The sequence below is a fragment of the Patulibacter brassicae genome (assembly GCF_033949425.1).
GTDB classification, from domain to species: domain Bacteria; phylum Actinomycetota; class Thermoleophilia; order Solirubrobacterales; family Solirubrobacteraceae; genus Patulibacter; species Patulibacter brassicae.
The window spans coordinates 763,977-778,229 of sequence record NZ_JAXAVX010000001.1 but is presented as its reverse complement, the minus strand read 5'-3'; the positions used below and the strand labels follow the sequence as shown (position 1 = coordinate 778,229).

Sequence of the window (14,253 nt, the reverse complement as noted above, 5' to 3'; positions counted from 1 at the left end):
TCAGGTCGACCTGAGGTTGGATGATCGCAGTCGTGCCCGACGAGACCCCCACCCCGATCCACGCAGGACCGAGCCAGGCGACCCGCTGGAACGGCGCGGCGGGCCGCGCCTGGACCGACCTCGGCGACGTCCTCGACGGCATGTTCGCGCCGCTCGCCGCGTTGCTGGCCGGCGAGCTCGCCGACGTCGGCGCGCGGGAGGTCCTCGACGTCGGGTGCGGCGGCGGGGCGCTCTCGCTCGCCGCGGCCGACGCGCTCGGCGGCGACGCGCGGATCGTCGCGGTCGACGTCTCGGCGCCCCTCGTGGCGGCGGCGCGCGAACGCGTCGCGCGTCGGGGTGCGCCGGTCGAGGTGGTGCTCGGCGACGCTGCCACGTACCCGTTCCAGGCGGGCCGCTTCGACGCCGTGACCTCGCGGTTCGGGGTGATGTTCTTCGACGACCCGACCGCGGCCTTCGCCCACGTGCGCGCGGCGTGCCGGCCGGGCGCGGCGCTGCGCGTCCTGACCTGGCGCGCGCCGGAGGAGAACCCGTTCATGACCGCGGCCGGCCGGGCCACCGAGCGCTGGTTGCCCGCGGCGGGCCGGTTCCCGACCGACGGCCCCGGGCAGTTCGGGCTCGCCGACCGCGACCGGTTCACGGCGATCCTCCGCGCCGCCGGGTGGGAGGCGGTCGAGCTCGTCCCGGTCGACGTGCCCTGCACGCTGCCCGCGCACCGGCTGCCGGAGTACGTCGAGCGCCTCGGGCCCCTCGGCGCGGCGCTGGACGCGGTCGATCCTGCGGAGCGCGACGCGGTGCTCGCCGCCGCGCGCGCGGCGATGGCGCCGTTCGTGCACGGGGACGACGTGCGCTTCGACGCCGCCTGCTGGCTCGCGCGGGCCGTCGCGCCGGCCGCCTAGCTCGGCGCCAGCTCGCCCGCGTCCGTCGACGCGTCCGCCGGCCGCCGCGCTCAGCGCCGGCGGACCCGCGCCGTGGCGCGGGCCGGATGCCCGAACGCGTCGGCGCCGGAGGCCCGCACGCGCGTCGCGCGCGGGGACCGCAGCACGCGGCAGCGCACCTGGCCGTCGGCGTCGATCCGCGCCGTCCGCGATCCGGCCCGCAGACGTGCCCCGCGGACGGCGCCGCCGATCGCCTCCACGCAGGCGCGCACGCCCCGGCGCACGCGCCGGGCCGACGTGATCCGCAGGACGGCGTGGGGCGCGAAGGCGACGCGCCGGGTCGCGAACCGCGTCGCGGCGCCCGTGTACTGCTGGACGCGGTTGGGCGGGCCGAGGTCGACGGTGAAGCGCACGCGCCCCTCGGCGTCCACGGGCGTCGGCGTGCCGTCGACGTCGACGAGCGCCAGTCCGCGGTACGCCGCCGGCGTGGCGACGCTCGTGCGGCCCGAGCCGGTGAAGCGCATCGCGTCGCGGTCGCCCTGCAGACGCAGGAACTCCAGGGCCCGCTGCGGGTCGACGGCGACCTGCCAGTCCCAGACGTCGAAGCGCGGCTCGATCGTGCGGTAGTCGACCGTCGCGGGGGCCGCCGGCGGCGCGGCGAGGACCTTCGCCAGCCCGCCCAGCGCGTCGACGATCTCGCGCTTGAAGTTCGGGACGGTGTGGCAGCCGGGGCCGTAGTCCTTCCAGACGTGGGCCTTGCCGATCGCCAGGAGCCGGCGGTGGAAGTCGACGCTGCCGGTGTGGACGCCGCCCTCGACCGCGCACGAGACGAGGTCGGCGGACAGCGCCTGCTCGCCGATCCCGGGGTTCAGCGTCCCGTTGGCGGTCCGCACCTGCAGGTCGAGATCGCGCAGGTTCTCGGCCAGATCGAGCGGGTTGTGGCCGCGCCAGCGCACCTCCTGCGTCGACCGCGGCCCGTAGATCGCGTCCGGTGCGCCGCCGTCGAAGGTCGAGCTCGCCGAGAGCGCGCCGGCCAGCAGGGGGTCGTTGCTGTTCACCGCACCGGAGAGGCTGGCCACGGCGGCGAAGCGGTCCGGGTGGCGGGCGGCGAGCATCATCGCGCCGTAGCCGCCCATCGAGATGCCGAAGATCACGCGCTGCGCGCGGTCGGCGACCGTCCGGTACCGGCCGTCGATCAGCGGGATGAGCTGATCGATGACGAACGTCTCGTACTTCGGCGCGCCGCCGGCGCCGCCGTTGTACCAGTCGCTCCAGTAGCCGCTGTTGCCGTCGGGCGAGACGATGATCGACGGGTAGCGCTCGGTGAGCGCCACGCCCTTGACGACCTTGCGGAACGAGTCGTAGTTGTTCTGCGTCCCGGCGGTCACGTACGTCACCGGCCAGCGGCGGTGCGGGTCGGCGTCGTACCCGACCGGGAGGAACACGTCGACGTTCGTCGGCTTCGCGAAGGCGTCCGTGGCGATCGTCAGGACCCGCACCCGGTCCGAGATCCGCCGCTCCTCGGTCACGCGTGGTCCGGCGGCGAGCGCCGGGGCGGCCCCGACCGCCGCGGTCCCGACCGCGCAGCTCGCGACCGCGAGCACCCACGCGATCCGGCGCGGCAGGGGTCGTCGAGGGCCGGATCCGTTGCGCAGCACCCCCTAGGTGTACCAGACGGTGGTATGGATTACGGATTCTGTCCGAAGGGTGGGCGGAACCCCGTTGCTAGCCTCGGGAGATGCCCTTCGAGACGCGGTTTCCCGGCGGGGCGGCGACGCCCGGCCGTCAACGCTTCTCACCCCGTCAGGAGGAGGTGCTCCACGCGATCGAGCCGATCTTCCTGCGGGAGGGCATCCGCGGGATCCGGATGGGCGATCTCGCCACCGAGGTCGGCTGCTCGCGCAGCACGCTGTACGAGATCGCGCCGAGCAAGGAGGACCTGCTGCTCCTCGTGCTCGACCGGATGATGTTCCGCATCTCCGAGCGCGGGCTCGCCGCGATCGAGGCCGCCGACACGCACGTCGAGAGCATGGGGGCGATGCTCACCGTCGGCGCGCGGGACTTCTCCGCGCTCGGGCCGCGCTTCCTCGACGCGGTCCGCGGCCACCCGCCGGCGCGGATGCTCTTCGACCGCTGGGTCACCGTCTGCCGCGACGCGCTGGAGCGGATGATCGCCGAGGCCGTCCTGGCCGAGGAGATCCGGCCGGTGATCGCGCCGGTCGTCGCCGAGATGATGTTCTCCGCCGTGCTGCGGTTCACCGAGCCGGACTTCTCGCGCACGACGAAGGTCAGCTCCGCCGACGCGCTCACGCAGATGGTCGACGTGCTGCTCGAGGGCCTGCGCCCGCGGACCTGAGCGTGCGGCGGCGGGTCACGTCGGCGTCGTGCCCGTCGCGGCCGCTGACGTCGGCACCGCCTCGGCGTTCCCGACGTCGCCCGGCTGGCCGACGACCTGCCCGCCGGCGCAGTCGGCGGCGAGGACGACCCGTCGCGGGTTGCGGATGCCGGCGGCCCCGATCAGCCCGCCGGCGATGAGCAGTCCGCCGGCGATCCCCATGCCGAGCCGGAACGCCGAGACGCCCGCCTCGCCGGCCGCGCTGCGCAGCGCCGCGGCCTCCGCGGCGGACGTGCCGTCGAGCTCCGGACGCGAGAACGGGCCGTCGCGCAGCGCGTCGGCCGCACGGCTCGCCGTCGGGCCGAGCGTCGTGCCGTCCAGCCGGTCGTCGACGGCGGAGCCGAAGCTCGCCGACACGGCGATGCCCACCACCGCGACGGCGACGAGCCCGGCCACGCGGGCGACCGCGTTGTTCACGCCCGACGCCGCGCCGGCGTTGCGGGCCTCGGCGTCGGCGAGCACGGTGGCCGTGAGCGGCGCGACGGTCATCGACAGGCCGAGCGCGAAGAGGGCGACGGCCGGCAGCAGGTCGGCGACGTAGGAGACGTCGGCGTCCAGGCGCAGGAGCAGCAGCAGGCCGGCGCCGGCGATCAGCGGCCCGAGCCCCATGAACAGCCGCGGCCCGTGCCGGTCGGCGAGCGCGCCGAAGCGCCCGGCGAGGACGAGCATCACGGCGGTCACGGGGACGAGCGCGGCGCCGGCCTCCAGCGCGTCCCAGCCGGCGACCTGCTGGAGGAAGATCACGAGGTAGAACGTCAGGAGCGAGAGCCCGCCGTACATGACGAGCGTCTCGACGTTGCCGACGACGAAGTTCCGCCGGCGGAAGAGCCCGAGCGGCAGCATCGAGTCCGGCGAGCGGTCCTCGTGCACGACGAAGAGCACGAGCAGCACGGCCCCGACCGCGAGCGGCAGCGCGACGTCCGGCGCGCCCCACCCGCCGAGCGGCTGGCGGATCAGCCCGAAGGTCAGGCCGCCGAGACCGGCGGCGCAGAGCAGCGCGCCGGGCACGTCGACGTGGCGCGTGCGGTCGCGGGTCCGGTCGGCGGGGATGACGCGCGCGACGAGCACGACGGTCCCCACGACGAGGGGGACGTTGATGAGGAACACCCAGTGCCAGGAGGCGACGTCGACGAGCCAGCCGCCGAGGACCGGCCCGATCGCGGCGCCGATCCCGCTCCACGCCGTCCAGGTGCCGATCGCCCGGTTGCGCTCGTCGGCGTCGAAGACCGAGACGATGACCGCGAGCGCCGCCGGCGTCAGCGCCGCGCCCGAGGCGCCCTGCAGCGCCCGGCCGAGCACGAGTACCTCGATCGTCGGCGCGAACGCGCAGAGCACCGAGGTGACGCCGAACCCGACGACGCCGAAGAGGAACACCCGCCGCGCGCCGAGGACGTCGCCGATCGAGCCCGCGACGAGCAGCAGCGACCCGAGCGTCAGGAGGTAACCGTTCGTCACCCACTGCTGGCCGGCGAGGCCGCCGCCGAGGTCGTCGCGGATCTCCGGCAGCGCGACGCCGACGACGCTGCCGTCGATCATCACGATCGTCGACGCCAGCACGCACGCCAGCAGCGTCAGGCGCTTCGTGCGGGCGTCGGCGGGAGCGGGGGGTCGCGGGGTCGCCATGCTCGTCGCCGATTCTCGGGGTTCGCCGCCTCCGGCTCAAACCGGCCGCTCCCGCGCGCCCGGATCGGCCGGGGGCGCTCGGCCTCGCGCGCACGCGCCGCGCCGCGACGACCTACGATCGTGGCGTGTGCCAGGCATGCGAGCGGCGGCGGTCGTGACCCGGGGCGCCCGTCGCGGGTTCCCGGCGGTCCCCTTCGGGCTCGTGCTGCTCGCGTGGGCGGTCAGCGAGCCGCTCGTGCTCGAGCCCGGCAGCCGCGGGCGGCTCGCCGCGCTGGCGGTGGCGCTCGGCCTGACGCTGCCGCTCCTGGCGCTCGCGCGCCGTCCCGTCGCCGCGGCGAGCGTCGTCACCGCGACGTACCTGCTGGCCACCGGGCTCGGCACGCGCCCGGTCGGGGCGGTGGCCGCGGAGCTCGCGCTGGGCCTGGCGCTCTTCGGCGCCTCCGCGCTGCGGCGCCCGGGCACGTGGGCCCGCCGCGCGGGGCCGCTGCTCGGCGGCGGCGGGCTGGCGCTCGGCGTCCTGCTGCACCTCGCCGACGTCGGCGCCTTCGCGACCGCGACGGAGCGCACGCTGCTCTACCTCGTCGCGGTGGTCGTCGTGGCGGTCGTCCCGGCGATGCTGCTCGCGGATCGGCGCGACGAGCTGCGGGCCCGACGGCGTGCGGTCGCCGTGCTCGAGGCGCGCGCGGCCGCCGACGTCGACGACGCGGTGCGCCGCGAGCGCCGCGAGCTCGACCGCTCGATGACGTGGATCGTCACGCGCCTGGTCGACGAGATCCGCGGGCTGACGCTCTCGGCGCTCGCCGCGCTGCCGGGCGATCCGCGCGGCGCCGGCGCGGCGGCGCGGCGGGTGGCGACGGTCACCGCGAGCGCGGGGGACAGCATGCGCGAGCTGCTCGGCCGGCTGCAGCCGCCGGACGCGCCGACCTCGGACGGCGACGGGGCGCCACCGCCGGCGGGTCCGCGCCGCCTGCGCGCCTGGGCGATGCTGGCGCTGGCGGGGCCGCCGCTGCTGCTGGCCCTGCACGGCGTCGTCGACCAGCTGCTCGTGCCGGACCTGCCGCTCGAGCGCACGGCGTGGGGGAGGACGTTCCGCGTCGAGGGGCCCGCCCTGGGGCCGACGGCCGCCGTCGTGCTCGCCGCGCTGACGCCGCTGCCGCTGCTCGCGCGCCGCCGCGCGCCGCTGGCGGCGGTCGGGCTGACGATGGCGATCGTCGTGGCACGGACGGCCGAGGGCGGGCTGTCGTCGGTGACGGTGACGCAGACGTTCGTCGGCGTGACCTGCGCCTGGGTCGCCGGGGCCTGGGCGCGCTCCCCGGCCCAGGCATGGGCCGGCGGGGCGCTCGCGCTCGGCGGCACCGCGGCGTCGTGGGCGCTCGAGGAGGCGGTCTTCACCGTCGCCCAGTACGCCTACCTCGCCGCGGCGATCGTCGCGGCGTGGGGCGTCGGTCGCGCCGTGTCCGCGCGCGTGCGCGAGGCTGCCGCGGCGCGGGACGAGGCCGTCGCGCTCGCCGCCCGCCGCGACGCGCTCGCGGCGGCGGCGGTCGCCGGCGAGCGCCGTCGCGTGGCCCACGAGCTGCACGACATCGTCGGCCACGGGCTGTCGCTCGTGGCGGTGCAGGCCGGCGCGGCGGCGGCGCTCGCGGACCGCGATCCGACGCGGGCGGCCGCGGCGCTGCAGCACGTCCGCGCGGCCACGGACGGGACGCTCGACGAGCTGGCGGCCCTGCAGGGCACCCTCGACGCCGACGGCCCGGACGATCCGCGCGGCGCTCCAACGGTGCGGCGCGTCGTCGCGGACGCGATCGCCGCGGGGGAGGCGGTCGGCGCCCACGTCGACCCGGCCGTCGACGACGTGCCCGGCGTGGTCTCGGCGGTCGTCGTCCGCACGCTGCAGGAGGCGCTGACGAACGCGCGCCGTCACGCGCCGGGTGCGGCGGTCGACGTCGAGCTGCGCGTCCTGGCCGAGCAGCTCGTGCTGCGCGTGCGGTCGGCCGGTCCACCCGGGACCCCCGGCACGCGCGGCTCGGGCGTCGGCCTCGCGGGGATGACCGAGCGGGTCGCGACGCTCGGCGGCCGGCTCGTCGCGGGCCCCGATGCGGGCGGCGGGTGGCTCGTGCACGCGGAGGTGCCGCTCGTCGGCGTCCAGGTCGCCGCCGGGGCGCCCCGCTCGCGCGAGGCGTGAGCGGGCGCGGCTCGCTCAGCGGGCGTTCGCGTCGGGCGATCGCAGGTCCGTGGTGGCGCGGCTCGCTCCCGGGCCGTGCGTGCCGAGAGCGGGCAGCGGCAGGCGCGCTTCGAGGGTCGTGCCGCCCGGCTCCGCGGACCGCAGCTCGAGCGTCCCGCCGGCGAGCTGCACCCGCTCGCGCATGCCGGTGACGCCGAACCCCGCGCGCCGCTCGAGCACGTCCTCGTCGATGCCGACGCCATCGTCGCGCACCTTGATCCGCAGCTCGCCGTCGCTGCTGAGGATCTCGATCGCCACGCGCCGTGCGTCGGCGTGCTTGACGATGTTCGTGAGGGCCTCCTGGACGATCCGGTACACGGTGGTCTCGAGGTCGGCCGCGAGCCGTCCTCCCGGTCCGTCCGCCTCGACGTCGATCGCCAGGTCGATCGACAGGCCGCTCGTCGCGGCGACGTCGCGCGTGAGGCTCTCGACCGCCGGCGACAGTCCGAGCTCGTCGAGGGTGGCCGGGCGCAGCTCGGTGATGAGGGTCCGGAGCTTCTGGATCTCCAGCGAGATCTCGTCGCGCACGCCGCGCACCGCCTCGCGGACGGCGTCCTCGTCGGGCCCGCGGAGCGCGGAGGCGAGCCGGACCTGGAGCCCGCCGAGGCCCTGGAGGGTCTCGTCGTGGAGCTCCCGCGCCCACCGCCGGCGCTCGCGCTCGGACCCGTCGAGGGCCTCGCGAAGCCGCTGCTCGCTGACGCTCTGCGCCGTCGCCACGGCGGTCGCGGCGCTCGCCGCGACGGCGACGAGCGTCGCCTCGTCGTCGGCGCTGAAGGTCGCCTCGTCGACGTCCGCGAGCCGGTCGAACGCCGCCAGCACGCCGAGGCTGCGGCCCCGGAACGTCATCGGGACGAGCAGCGCCGCGCGGGCGTCCCGGACGCCGAAGCGGCTCGCGGGGACGCGCAGGTCCTCGGCGGCGAGCCGCATCGGCCGGGCGGTGCGCACGACCTCGCCGGCGGTCGAGTCGTCGGCCGGCAGCCGGATCTCGGCGATCTCGCGATCGAGCTCGCCGGCGACCGCCGCGGTGGTGAGGTGGTCGCCCTCCGCGAGCAGGAGCACCAGCGCCCGGGCGCCGATGAGCGCTCGTCCGCGCTTGGCCACGAGCTCCAGGACGCGCCGCAGGTCGGTCTCCGTGCCGATCGCGCGGGTGATCGCGTTCGTCGTCGCCAGGCTCTGGTTCGCGCGCTGGAGCTCGTCGTGGCGCAGCCGGACGCTCTCGTACAGGCCGGCGTTCTCGACCGCCACGGCCGCCCAGTCGGCGAGGATGCCGACCGCCTCCTCGTCCGCCGCCGTGAACGCGCCGCTGGTCTTCTCGGTCAGGTAGAGGTTGCCCCAGGCCTGGCCGCGCACGACGATCGGCGTCCCGAGGAAGGTCGTCATGTCCGGGTGACCGGCGGGGAAGCCGTAGGACTGCGGGTGGTGATGGAGGTTGGCCAGCCGCAACGGCGCCGGATCGCGGATGAGGACGCCGAGCAGCCCGCGCCCGTGGGGCAGGTCGCCGATCGCGCGGCGCGTCGGCTCCTCGATGCCGGCGGTGAGGAACCGCGCCAGGTGCTCCCGATCGCCGTCGAGGATGCCGAGCGCGGCGTAGCGCGCGCCGGTGAGCTCCTGCGCGGCGGAGAGGATCTGGTCCAGCAGCGTCTCCGGGTCGAGCTCCTGCACGAGGCCGCGACCGACGGCGATCAGGCGGCGGAGGCGGGGTTCGTCGAGCGCGTCGTGCATCGGGCGGAGCCCGGGACCGCTGGTCGGGCCCCGCGATTCTCGCCGCTGCGTCGCGCGAGCGCCATCCGCCCCATCCCGTGCTGCCGGCGGGAGACGGCCCCGCGCGCGGATCCGTGGTTTGCACGGATCGGGCGGGGGAGGACCGCGCTGGTCGGTGCGGGGCACCGCCGTTACGGTCCTCCGATGGCCACCTCGCCCGACCCCGCGCCCGACGACGCCCGCGTGCGGATCGCGCTCGCCGACGACCACGTGATCGTGCGCAGCGGCCTGCGCCACGTCCTCGACGCGGAGCCCGAGCTCGAGGTGGTCGCCGAGGCCGGCGACGTCGCCGCCGCGCTGCGCTCCGTGCGGGCGCACAAGCCGGACGTCCTCGTCCTCGACCTGAACATGCCGGGCGATCCGAGCCTGCCGGCGATCCCGCGGATCCGGGAGGAGGCGCCGGGGACGGCCATCGTCGTGCTCACGATGCAGCAGGATCCGGCGTTCGCCCGCGAGGCCCTGCGGTCCGGCGCCCTGGGCTACGTGCTGAAGGAGGCCGCCGACGAGGAGCTCGTCCAGGCGGTGCGGATGGCGCACCGCGGCCAGACGTACCTCCACCCCTCCCTCGGCGCCCGGATCGCGGCCGAGCCGCCGCCGAGCGGCCCGCCGGACGACCTGACCGCACGCGAGCTCGAGGTCCTGCGCCTCATCGCCCTCGGCCACACGAACAGCGAGATCGGGCAGCAGCTCTTCCTCTCGGTCCGGACCGTCGAGTCGCACCGGGCGCACATCCAGCAGAAGATCCGTCGCTCGACCCGGGCGGAGCTCGTCCGCTACGCGCTGGACCACGGCCTCCTGGACGGCGACGGCGCGGCGCGCGGCTGACGGACGACCCGCGGTGCGCGGCTGACGGACGACCCGCACCCCGGGTGCGGACGACTACCGATCCAGGACGCGTGCGATTGCCGATGGCGACGGGGCGGCGCTGCGGGAACGTGGTGGACACCGCCATCGAGCCCCCGAAGGGTCCGCGCCATGAAAGCCGCCGTCGTCCACAGCTTCTCCGCCCCGCTCGCGATCGAGGACGTCCCGGTCCCGACGCCCGGTCCCGAGCAGGTGCTTGGAGAGCCCGCTCCCGCAGCGGCAGTGTCTGATCCAGACGCCCGGGGATCTGTGACAGTTGAGCGTGGTACCACTACCGCGTTTCCAGGTTGTTCAACGACCCCGGCTTGATGCCTCTTGCAGCACACGTTCGAGCTTCGAAACGAAGTCAAGCTCCAGGCGCGGGAGTTGATGGCGGACCGAGCAGCGGCCGCCAGTCTTCCGGCCCCGCGCACGTTGCGGGACGTAGTCCGTAGGGCGTATCAGAGCGGTGCGCGAGGGGACGACGTGTGGCGCTATGTGCTTCGAGGATCGGGCAAGTCCAACGCCGACGTTGATCGGGCATTGGGGATCGACCGGTGACACCGCCGGTGATCGTCACGCGTTCGGACCGTGGCCTGGAGGTGCATGTGGCGGCTGTTCCCGGCTGGGACGGCTTCGACAAGCTGACGCAGTACGTCATCAAGCACCACGCTGCTCTCGTGCTTTCGTCGGTTGACGGGCCCGACGCGCGCGTGCGGCGGTTCCAAGTCGGTTCGACGGAAGTCGTGCTGGACTACGAGGATCCTTACGGCAACACGTTCGTCGCCGCGGACCCACCATGCCCGGTGCTTCTCCGCATCGCCAGCGATCTGGAGCGCCGACTGGGTGGGCCTACCGCGTAGCGTTGGTGTGGCCTGGACCCCGTCGGCGTTGCCAGTTCGGGGTCGCGGTATTTGTCGGGTCTCGGTGATCGTGCCAGGTCTGGGCGACCTGGGCGGGGGTCTTGTAGTTCAGGCCGCTGTGCGGCCGGTGGTGGTAGTGCTCGATGTAGCGCTGGATCGCGGTGCGGGCCTCGGCGAGTGTCTCGAACTCGGTGCGCCAGATCAGCCGGAGCTTGAGTTTTGAGAACCACGACTCGATGAACGCCTGGGACTCGGGGTCGCGGTAGCCGCCGCGGCGGTGCGTGACCTCGAGGGCGGCGAGTCGCTTGCGGAAGCCTTTCGAGGTGTACGCGGTCCCGTTGTCGGTGCCGAGGGTCAAGGTGCCCGGAGCGACACCGCGGTCGTCGATGGCACGGTCGATCACGGCGAGCGCTTCGGTGGTCCTGCACCGGGTGTCCAGCGCCCACCCGGTGATCTCGCGGGTGCAGCAATCGATCGCGGTGTTGCGGTAGCACCAGCCGTGTTCGGCGACCCAGATCGACGTCATGTCGAGGTGCCAGAGCTCGTCGGGCCGGGTGACCTGGAAGAACCCGGCCGCTTCCGGCGACCCTCCGTGCGGACGGGCTGCAGGAGCCGATGCTCGCGCATCACGCGCTGCGCTCGCTTGCGGTTGATCGGCCGCCCGATCCGCGCTGAGGCGATCGCCGCGATCATGCGCGTGCCGTCGGTGGCGTGCTCGTCCTCACGCGCGACTCGCACGATCGTGCGGTCCAGTTCGTCCATCGGTCGTCGGACGCTCTTCGGCGGCCGTCCGGGCCGGCGGTAGAGCGCCTGTCGGCTGACGCGGGCCACCCGTGCGACGAGGGGCGGGCTGTAGCCGCGGGCGACCAGCTCGCGGGACCGGGAGACCCTGACGTTCACTCCCAGCCCCGCAAGAGTTCCCCCGCGACCTCGGCCTCCAGCGTCTTGCGGCCCAGCGCACGCTCGAGCCTGGCGACGCGCTGCTTCAGCTCGTCGTTCTCGCCACGCTCAGTCGTGCCGGTCAGACGCTCCTGGCCGGCGGCGAGGAACTGCTCGCGCCACCTCCTGAGCAGCGTCTCGCTGATCTCGTTCTCGCGGCACAGCTGCGCGACCGACTTGTGGCCGCGCAGCGACGCGACGACCAGCTCCGTCTTCTGCTGCGCGGTGAACTTCCGGTACGTCCGGCGCTTACCGGTCTGCTCGTTCTCGCTCATCAACGTGCCCTCCTTCAGGGCTGAGCGACCCATCCTGACGACCGGCGCGGGGTGCGCGCCGGCTCCGGCCAGGCCCTCACGGGCCTCGCCTCCGCCGGCGCGCACCCCGACACACTCATCAGGAACGTTCTGTCAACGCATCACCGGGGTCCAGGCCACGCGGCGGCCGGTGCCCGATCGGGGGTCGAGGACCTCGTCGGGAGAGTCGGGGGCCCACCTCGGAACGCCGGCGTCGCCCGTAGACCGGCCGGCGGTCCTCGCAGCGGCCCGGTCCGTCGGCGGCTCGCCGGGCGTTCAGGCGTCCCGACGTGAACGTTGCTCGAACGTCATCGCGGATGCGGCCCAGAACGCAGAAAGGCCCGCCGGAGCGGGCCTTTCGTCGAGTGGAGCTAGCCGGGCTCGAACCGGCGACCTCCTGCATGCCATGCAGGCGCTCTCCCAGCTGAGCTATAGCCCCTGGGGTCGAGAAAGGTAGCACCCCGTGCGCGAGGGCGGTCGGCTCGTCGGCGCTCAGGCGAGGGCGGCGCGGACGGCCGGGGCGACCTCGTCGATGAACCGGCGGACCTGGGCGTCGACATCGCCCTGCGGCCAGACCGAGAGGCTGTCGAAGCGCAGGTCGCGGTGCAGGTGCACGAGCTGCTCGACCCACCGCTCGACAGGTCCGTCGAAGTCGCCCTCGGCGGGACCGTCGGTGATGGAGCCCTGGATCACGAAGGCGCGCACGACGGCTCCCGGGTCGCGGCCGGCGTCGGTGGCCGCCTCGTCGATCCGGTCCTGCATCTCGGGGAGCGTCGCCAGTGGCGCGTACGGGCTCGACGGGATCCAGCCGTCGGCGCTGCGCCCCGTGATCCGCAGCATCCGCGGGCCGTAGGCACCGAGCCACAGCTGCGGCGACCGCGGCGGCGTCGGACCCGGGCGGTAGCCGCCGAGCGGGTAGAACGGGCCGTCGCTCGTGATGCCGTGGTCGTCGCTCCACGCCGCGCGGCAGATCGCGATCGCCTCCTCGAGCGCGTCAACGGACTCCTTCGGCGCGCGGCGCGGGCCGCCCATCGCCACGACCGGATCCCAGAACGCGCCCGCGCCGAGGCCCAGGTCGAACCGGCCGCCGCTCATCACCGACAGCGACGCCGCCTGCTTGGCGAGCATCGCCGGGTGACGCAGCGGCAGGTTCGCCACCGCGGTCACGAACCGCAGGCGCTCCGTCCTGGCCGCCAGATCGGCGATGAGCGAGAGGGCGTCGAGGTGGCGCCGCTGGTACGGGTGGTCCTGGATCTGGAACTGGTCGATCCCGGCCTCGTCCGCGAGCCGCGCCTGCGCCACGAGCTCGTCGTGGCGGGCCGCCTCCGGGTTGAGGAACAGGCCGAGCTGGAGTCCGACGCCGGAGGTCATGGGCGGACGCTACCTCGTGGCCGGCGCGCGGTCGTGGGACCGCCGGCGATGTGGCGGGAGACCGCGTCGCCACACGACCCGGGCCGCGCCGACGGCCCGCCTCGGCACGGCGGCGTACCTGGGCCATGCCGATCGACGGGGCGGTGACGACGGTCACCGGGCGACGACGTCGGCCGGCGGTGACGAGGGCATCCTCGAGGCGACGACGAACCACCGCCGGGCGATGGCGGCGGCCACCAGACCTCGATGATCGCCGACTGGGCGATGGCGGCGGCCACCAGACCTCGATGATCGCCGACCGGGCGACGACGGCGGCCGGGCCGCGTCGACGGCCAGCCCGGTGACGACGGCGTGCCCCGACGATGACGGTCGAGCAGGCGATGACGATTGTCGACGGACAGCGACCACCGCGTGTGCGAGCCGCGACGAGGGTCTGCCGGGCACCACCGTTGCCATCGGGACGGCACGGCCGGCGACGAGGGCGGGCAAGGCCCTGCCTGGCCTACGGTCTGCCCACCGCCACGGGACGGTGGAGGGGCGGTGCTAGCGTCGATCCCGAGTCCCGAACCCGAGCCGGAAGTCACGATGCCCCTCACCGGAACCTACGTCCCCAGCCGCTCGGACTGGGCGCGCGAGCAGGCCGAGACCTACGAGGCCACCGGCGGCGCCGAGGCCGGCGACCTGCGCGGCGTGCCCGTCGTCGTCATCACGTCCGTCGGCGCGAAGACGGGCCACCTGCGCAAGCACCCCGTGATGCGCGTCGAGCACGAGGGCGAGTACGCGGTCGTCGCGTCGAAGGGCGGCGCCGACGAGCACCCCGCCTGGTTCAACAACCTCGTCGCCAACCCGCACGTCGAGCTGCAGGACGGCCCCGCCCGACGCGACTACGACGCCCGGATCGTCGAGGGCGACGAGCGCGCCACCTGGTGGGAGCGCGCCGTCGCCGTCTGGCCCGACTACGCCGACTACCAGCAGAAGACCGACCGCGAGATCCCGGTCTTCGTGCTCACGCCGCGCGCCGGCTGACGGCGCGCCCGGGGGTCGGGGCGTCGCGTGCGGGCGGCGTCGC

At 75.1% G+C, this 14,253-nt stretch carries 13 protein-coding genes and 1 tRNA gene; 6 read left to right on the top strand and 8 right to left on the bottom strand.

Annotated elements, in window-relative coordinates:
* The first annotated feature begins 32 nt into the window (after positions 1–32).
* Positions 33–896: a class I SAM-dependent methyltransferase gene (locus tag SK069_RS03600; protein ID WP_319952811.1), complete on the top strand. Its 864-nt coding sequence runs from the start codon at positions 33–35 to the stop codon at positions 894–896.
* 50 nt (positions 897–946) lie between these two features.
* Here the strand turns inward: SK069_RS03600 and SK069_RS03595 are convergent, their stop codons facing one another.
* Positions 947–2,533: an alpha/beta hydrolase gene (locus tag SK069_RS03595; RefSeq protein ID WP_319952810.1), complete on the bottom strand. Its 1,587-nt coding sequence runs from the start codon at positions 2,531–2,533 to the stop codon at positions 947–949.
* A gap of 80 nt (positions 2,534–2,613) precedes the next feature.
* On the opposite strand from SK069_RS03595, the gene SK069_RS03590 reads away from it, so the two are divergent.
* A complete protein-coding gene (locus SK069_RS03590; RefSeq protein ID WP_319952809.1) occupies positions 2,614–3,231 on the top strand; it encodes a TetR/AcrR family transcriptional regulator in 618 nt (205 codons plus the stop codon).
* 15 nt (positions 3,232–3,246) lie between these two features.
* On the opposite strand, the gene SK069_RS03585 is transcribed toward SK069_RS03590, so the two are convergent.
* Positions 3,247–4,893: a DHA2 family efflux MFS transporter permease subunit gene (locus SK069_RS03585; protein WP_319952808.1), complete on the bottom strand. Its 1,647-nt coding sequence runs from the start codon at positions 4,891–4,893 to the stop codon at positions 3,247–3,249.
* A 136-nt stretch (positions 4,894–5,029) separates the two neighbouring features.
* Between SK069_RS03585 and SK069_RS03580 the strand changes: the two genes are divergently transcribed.
* A complete protein-coding gene (locus SK069_RS03580; RefSeq protein ID WP_319953094.1) occupies positions 5,030–7,075 on the top strand; it encodes a sensor histidine kinase in 2,046 nt (681 codons plus the stop codon).
* Between the two features lie 15 nt (positions 7,076–7,090).
* On the opposite strand, the gene SK069_RS03575 is transcribed toward SK069_RS03580, so the two are convergent.
* Positions 7,091–8,836: a GAF domain-containing sensor histidine kinase gene (locus tag SK069_RS03575; protein WP_319952807.1), complete on the bottom strand. Its 1,746-nt coding sequence runs from the start codon at positions 8,834–8,836 to the stop codon at positions 7,091–7,093.
* A 183-nt stretch (positions 8,837–9,019) separates the two neighbouring features.
* On the opposite strand from SK069_RS03575, the gene SK069_RS03570 reads away from it, so the two are divergent.
* Together SK069_RS03570 and SK069_RS03565 are read left to right on the top strand one after the other, a co-directional pair.
* Positions 9,020–9,700, top strand: a complete 681-nt coding sequence (locus SK069_RS03570; protein WP_319952806.1) for a response regulator transcription factor — start codon at positions 9,020–9,022, stop codon at positions 9,698–9,700.
* A 575-nt stretch (positions 9,701–10,275) separates the two neighbouring features.
* Positions 10,276–10,581 carry a hypothetical protein gene (locus SK069_RS03565; protein WP_319952805.1) on the top strand — a complete coding sequence of 102 codons (306 nt, stop codon included), beginning with the start codon at positions 10,276–10,278 and terminating at the stop codon, positions 10,579–10,581.
* On the opposite strand, the gene SK069_RS03560 is transcribed toward SK069_RS03565, so the two are convergent.
* The 5 genes from SK069_RS03560 to SK069_RS03540 all read right to left on the bottom strand — a co-directional run bounded on the left by SK069_RS03560 (position 10,571) and on the right by SK069_RS03540 (position 13,184).
* Positions 10,571–11,107, bottom strand: coding sequence for a DDE-type integrase/transposase/recombinase (locus SK069_RS03560; protein WP_319952804.1), 537 nt, complete (start codon positions 11,105–11,107; stop codon positions 10,571–10,573). The genes SK069_RS03565 and SK069_RS03560 overlap by 11 nt on opposite strands.
* Complete coding sequence (locus tag SK069_RS03555; protein ID WP_319952803.1) at positions 11,104–11,343, bottom strand: hypothetical protein; 240 nt, start codon at positions 11,341–11,343, stop codon at positions 11,104–11,106. The genes SK069_RS03560 and SK069_RS03555 overlap by 4 nt, the downstream gene beginning before the upstream one ends.
* A gap of 134 nt (positions 11,344–11,477) precedes the next feature.
* On the bottom strand, positions 11,478–11,795 hold the full coding sequence (locus SK069_RS03550) for a transposase (RefSeq protein ID WP_319952802.1): 318 nt from the start codon (positions 11,793–11,795) through the stop codon (positions 11,478–11,480).
* A 384-nt stretch (positions 11,796–12,179) separates the two neighbouring features.
* Positions 12,180–12,252: transfer RNA gene (locus SK069_RS03545), tRNA-Ala, on the bottom strand.
* 53 nt (positions 12,253–12,305) lie between these two features.
* Positions 12,306–13,184 carry an LLM class flavin-dependent oxidoreductase gene (locus SK069_RS03540; protein ID WP_319952801.1) on the bottom strand — a complete coding sequence of 293 codons (879 nt, stop codon included), beginning with the start codon at positions 13,182–13,184 and terminating at the stop codon, positions 12,306–12,308.
* A 585-nt stretch (positions 13,185–13,769) separates the two neighbouring features.
* On the opposite strand from SK069_RS03540, the gene SK069_RS03535 reads away from it, so the two are divergent.
* Positions 13,770–14,210, top strand: coding sequence for a nitroreductase family deazaflavin-dependent oxidoreductase (locus SK069_RS03535; protein WP_319952800.1), 441 nt, complete (start codon positions 13,770–13,772; stop codon positions 14,208–14,210).
* The last annotated feature ends 43 nt before the right edge of the window (positions 14,211–14,253 follow it).

Coding starts and splice junctions, on each gene's coding strand:
- SK069_RS03590 (WP_319952809.1), top strand. CDS start 2,614: ATGCCCTTCGAGACGCGGTTTCCCGGCGGGGCGGCGACGCCCGGCCGT.
- SK069_RS03585 (WP_319952808.1), bottom strand. CDS start 4,893: ATGGCGACCCCGCGACCCCCCGCTCCCGCCGACGCCCGCACGAAGCGC.
- SK069_RS03580 (WP_319953094.1), top strand. CDS start 5,030: ATGCGAGCGGCGGCGGTCGTGACCCGGGGCGCCCGTCGCGGGTTCCCG.
- SK069_RS03575 (WP_319952807.1), bottom strand. CDS start 8,836: ATGCACGACGCGCTCGACGAACCCCGCCTCCGCCGCCTGATCGCCGTC.
- SK069_RS03570 (WP_319952806.1), top strand. CDS start 9,020: ATGGCCACCTCGCCCGACCCCGCGCCCGACGACGCCCGCGTGCGGATC.
- SK069_RS03560 (WP_319952804.1), bottom strand. CDS start 11,107: ATGACGTCGATCTGGGTCGCCGAACACGGCTGGTGCTACCGCAACACC.
- SK069_RS03555 (WP_319952803.1), bottom strand. CDS start 11,343: ATGGACGAACTGGACCGCACGATCGTGCGAGTCGCGCGTGAGGACGAG.
- SK069_RS03550 (WP_319952802.1), bottom strand. CDS start 11,795: ATGAGCGAGAACGAGCAGACCGGTAAGCGCCGGACGTACCGGAAGTTC.
- SK069_RS03540 (WP_319952801.1), bottom strand. CDS start 13,184: ATGACCTCCGGCGTCGGACTCCAGCTCGGCCTGTTCCTCAACCCGGAG.
- SK069_RS03535 (WP_319952800.1), top strand. CDS start 13,770: ATGCCCCTCACCGGAACCTACGTCCCCAGCCGCTCGGACTGGGCGCGC.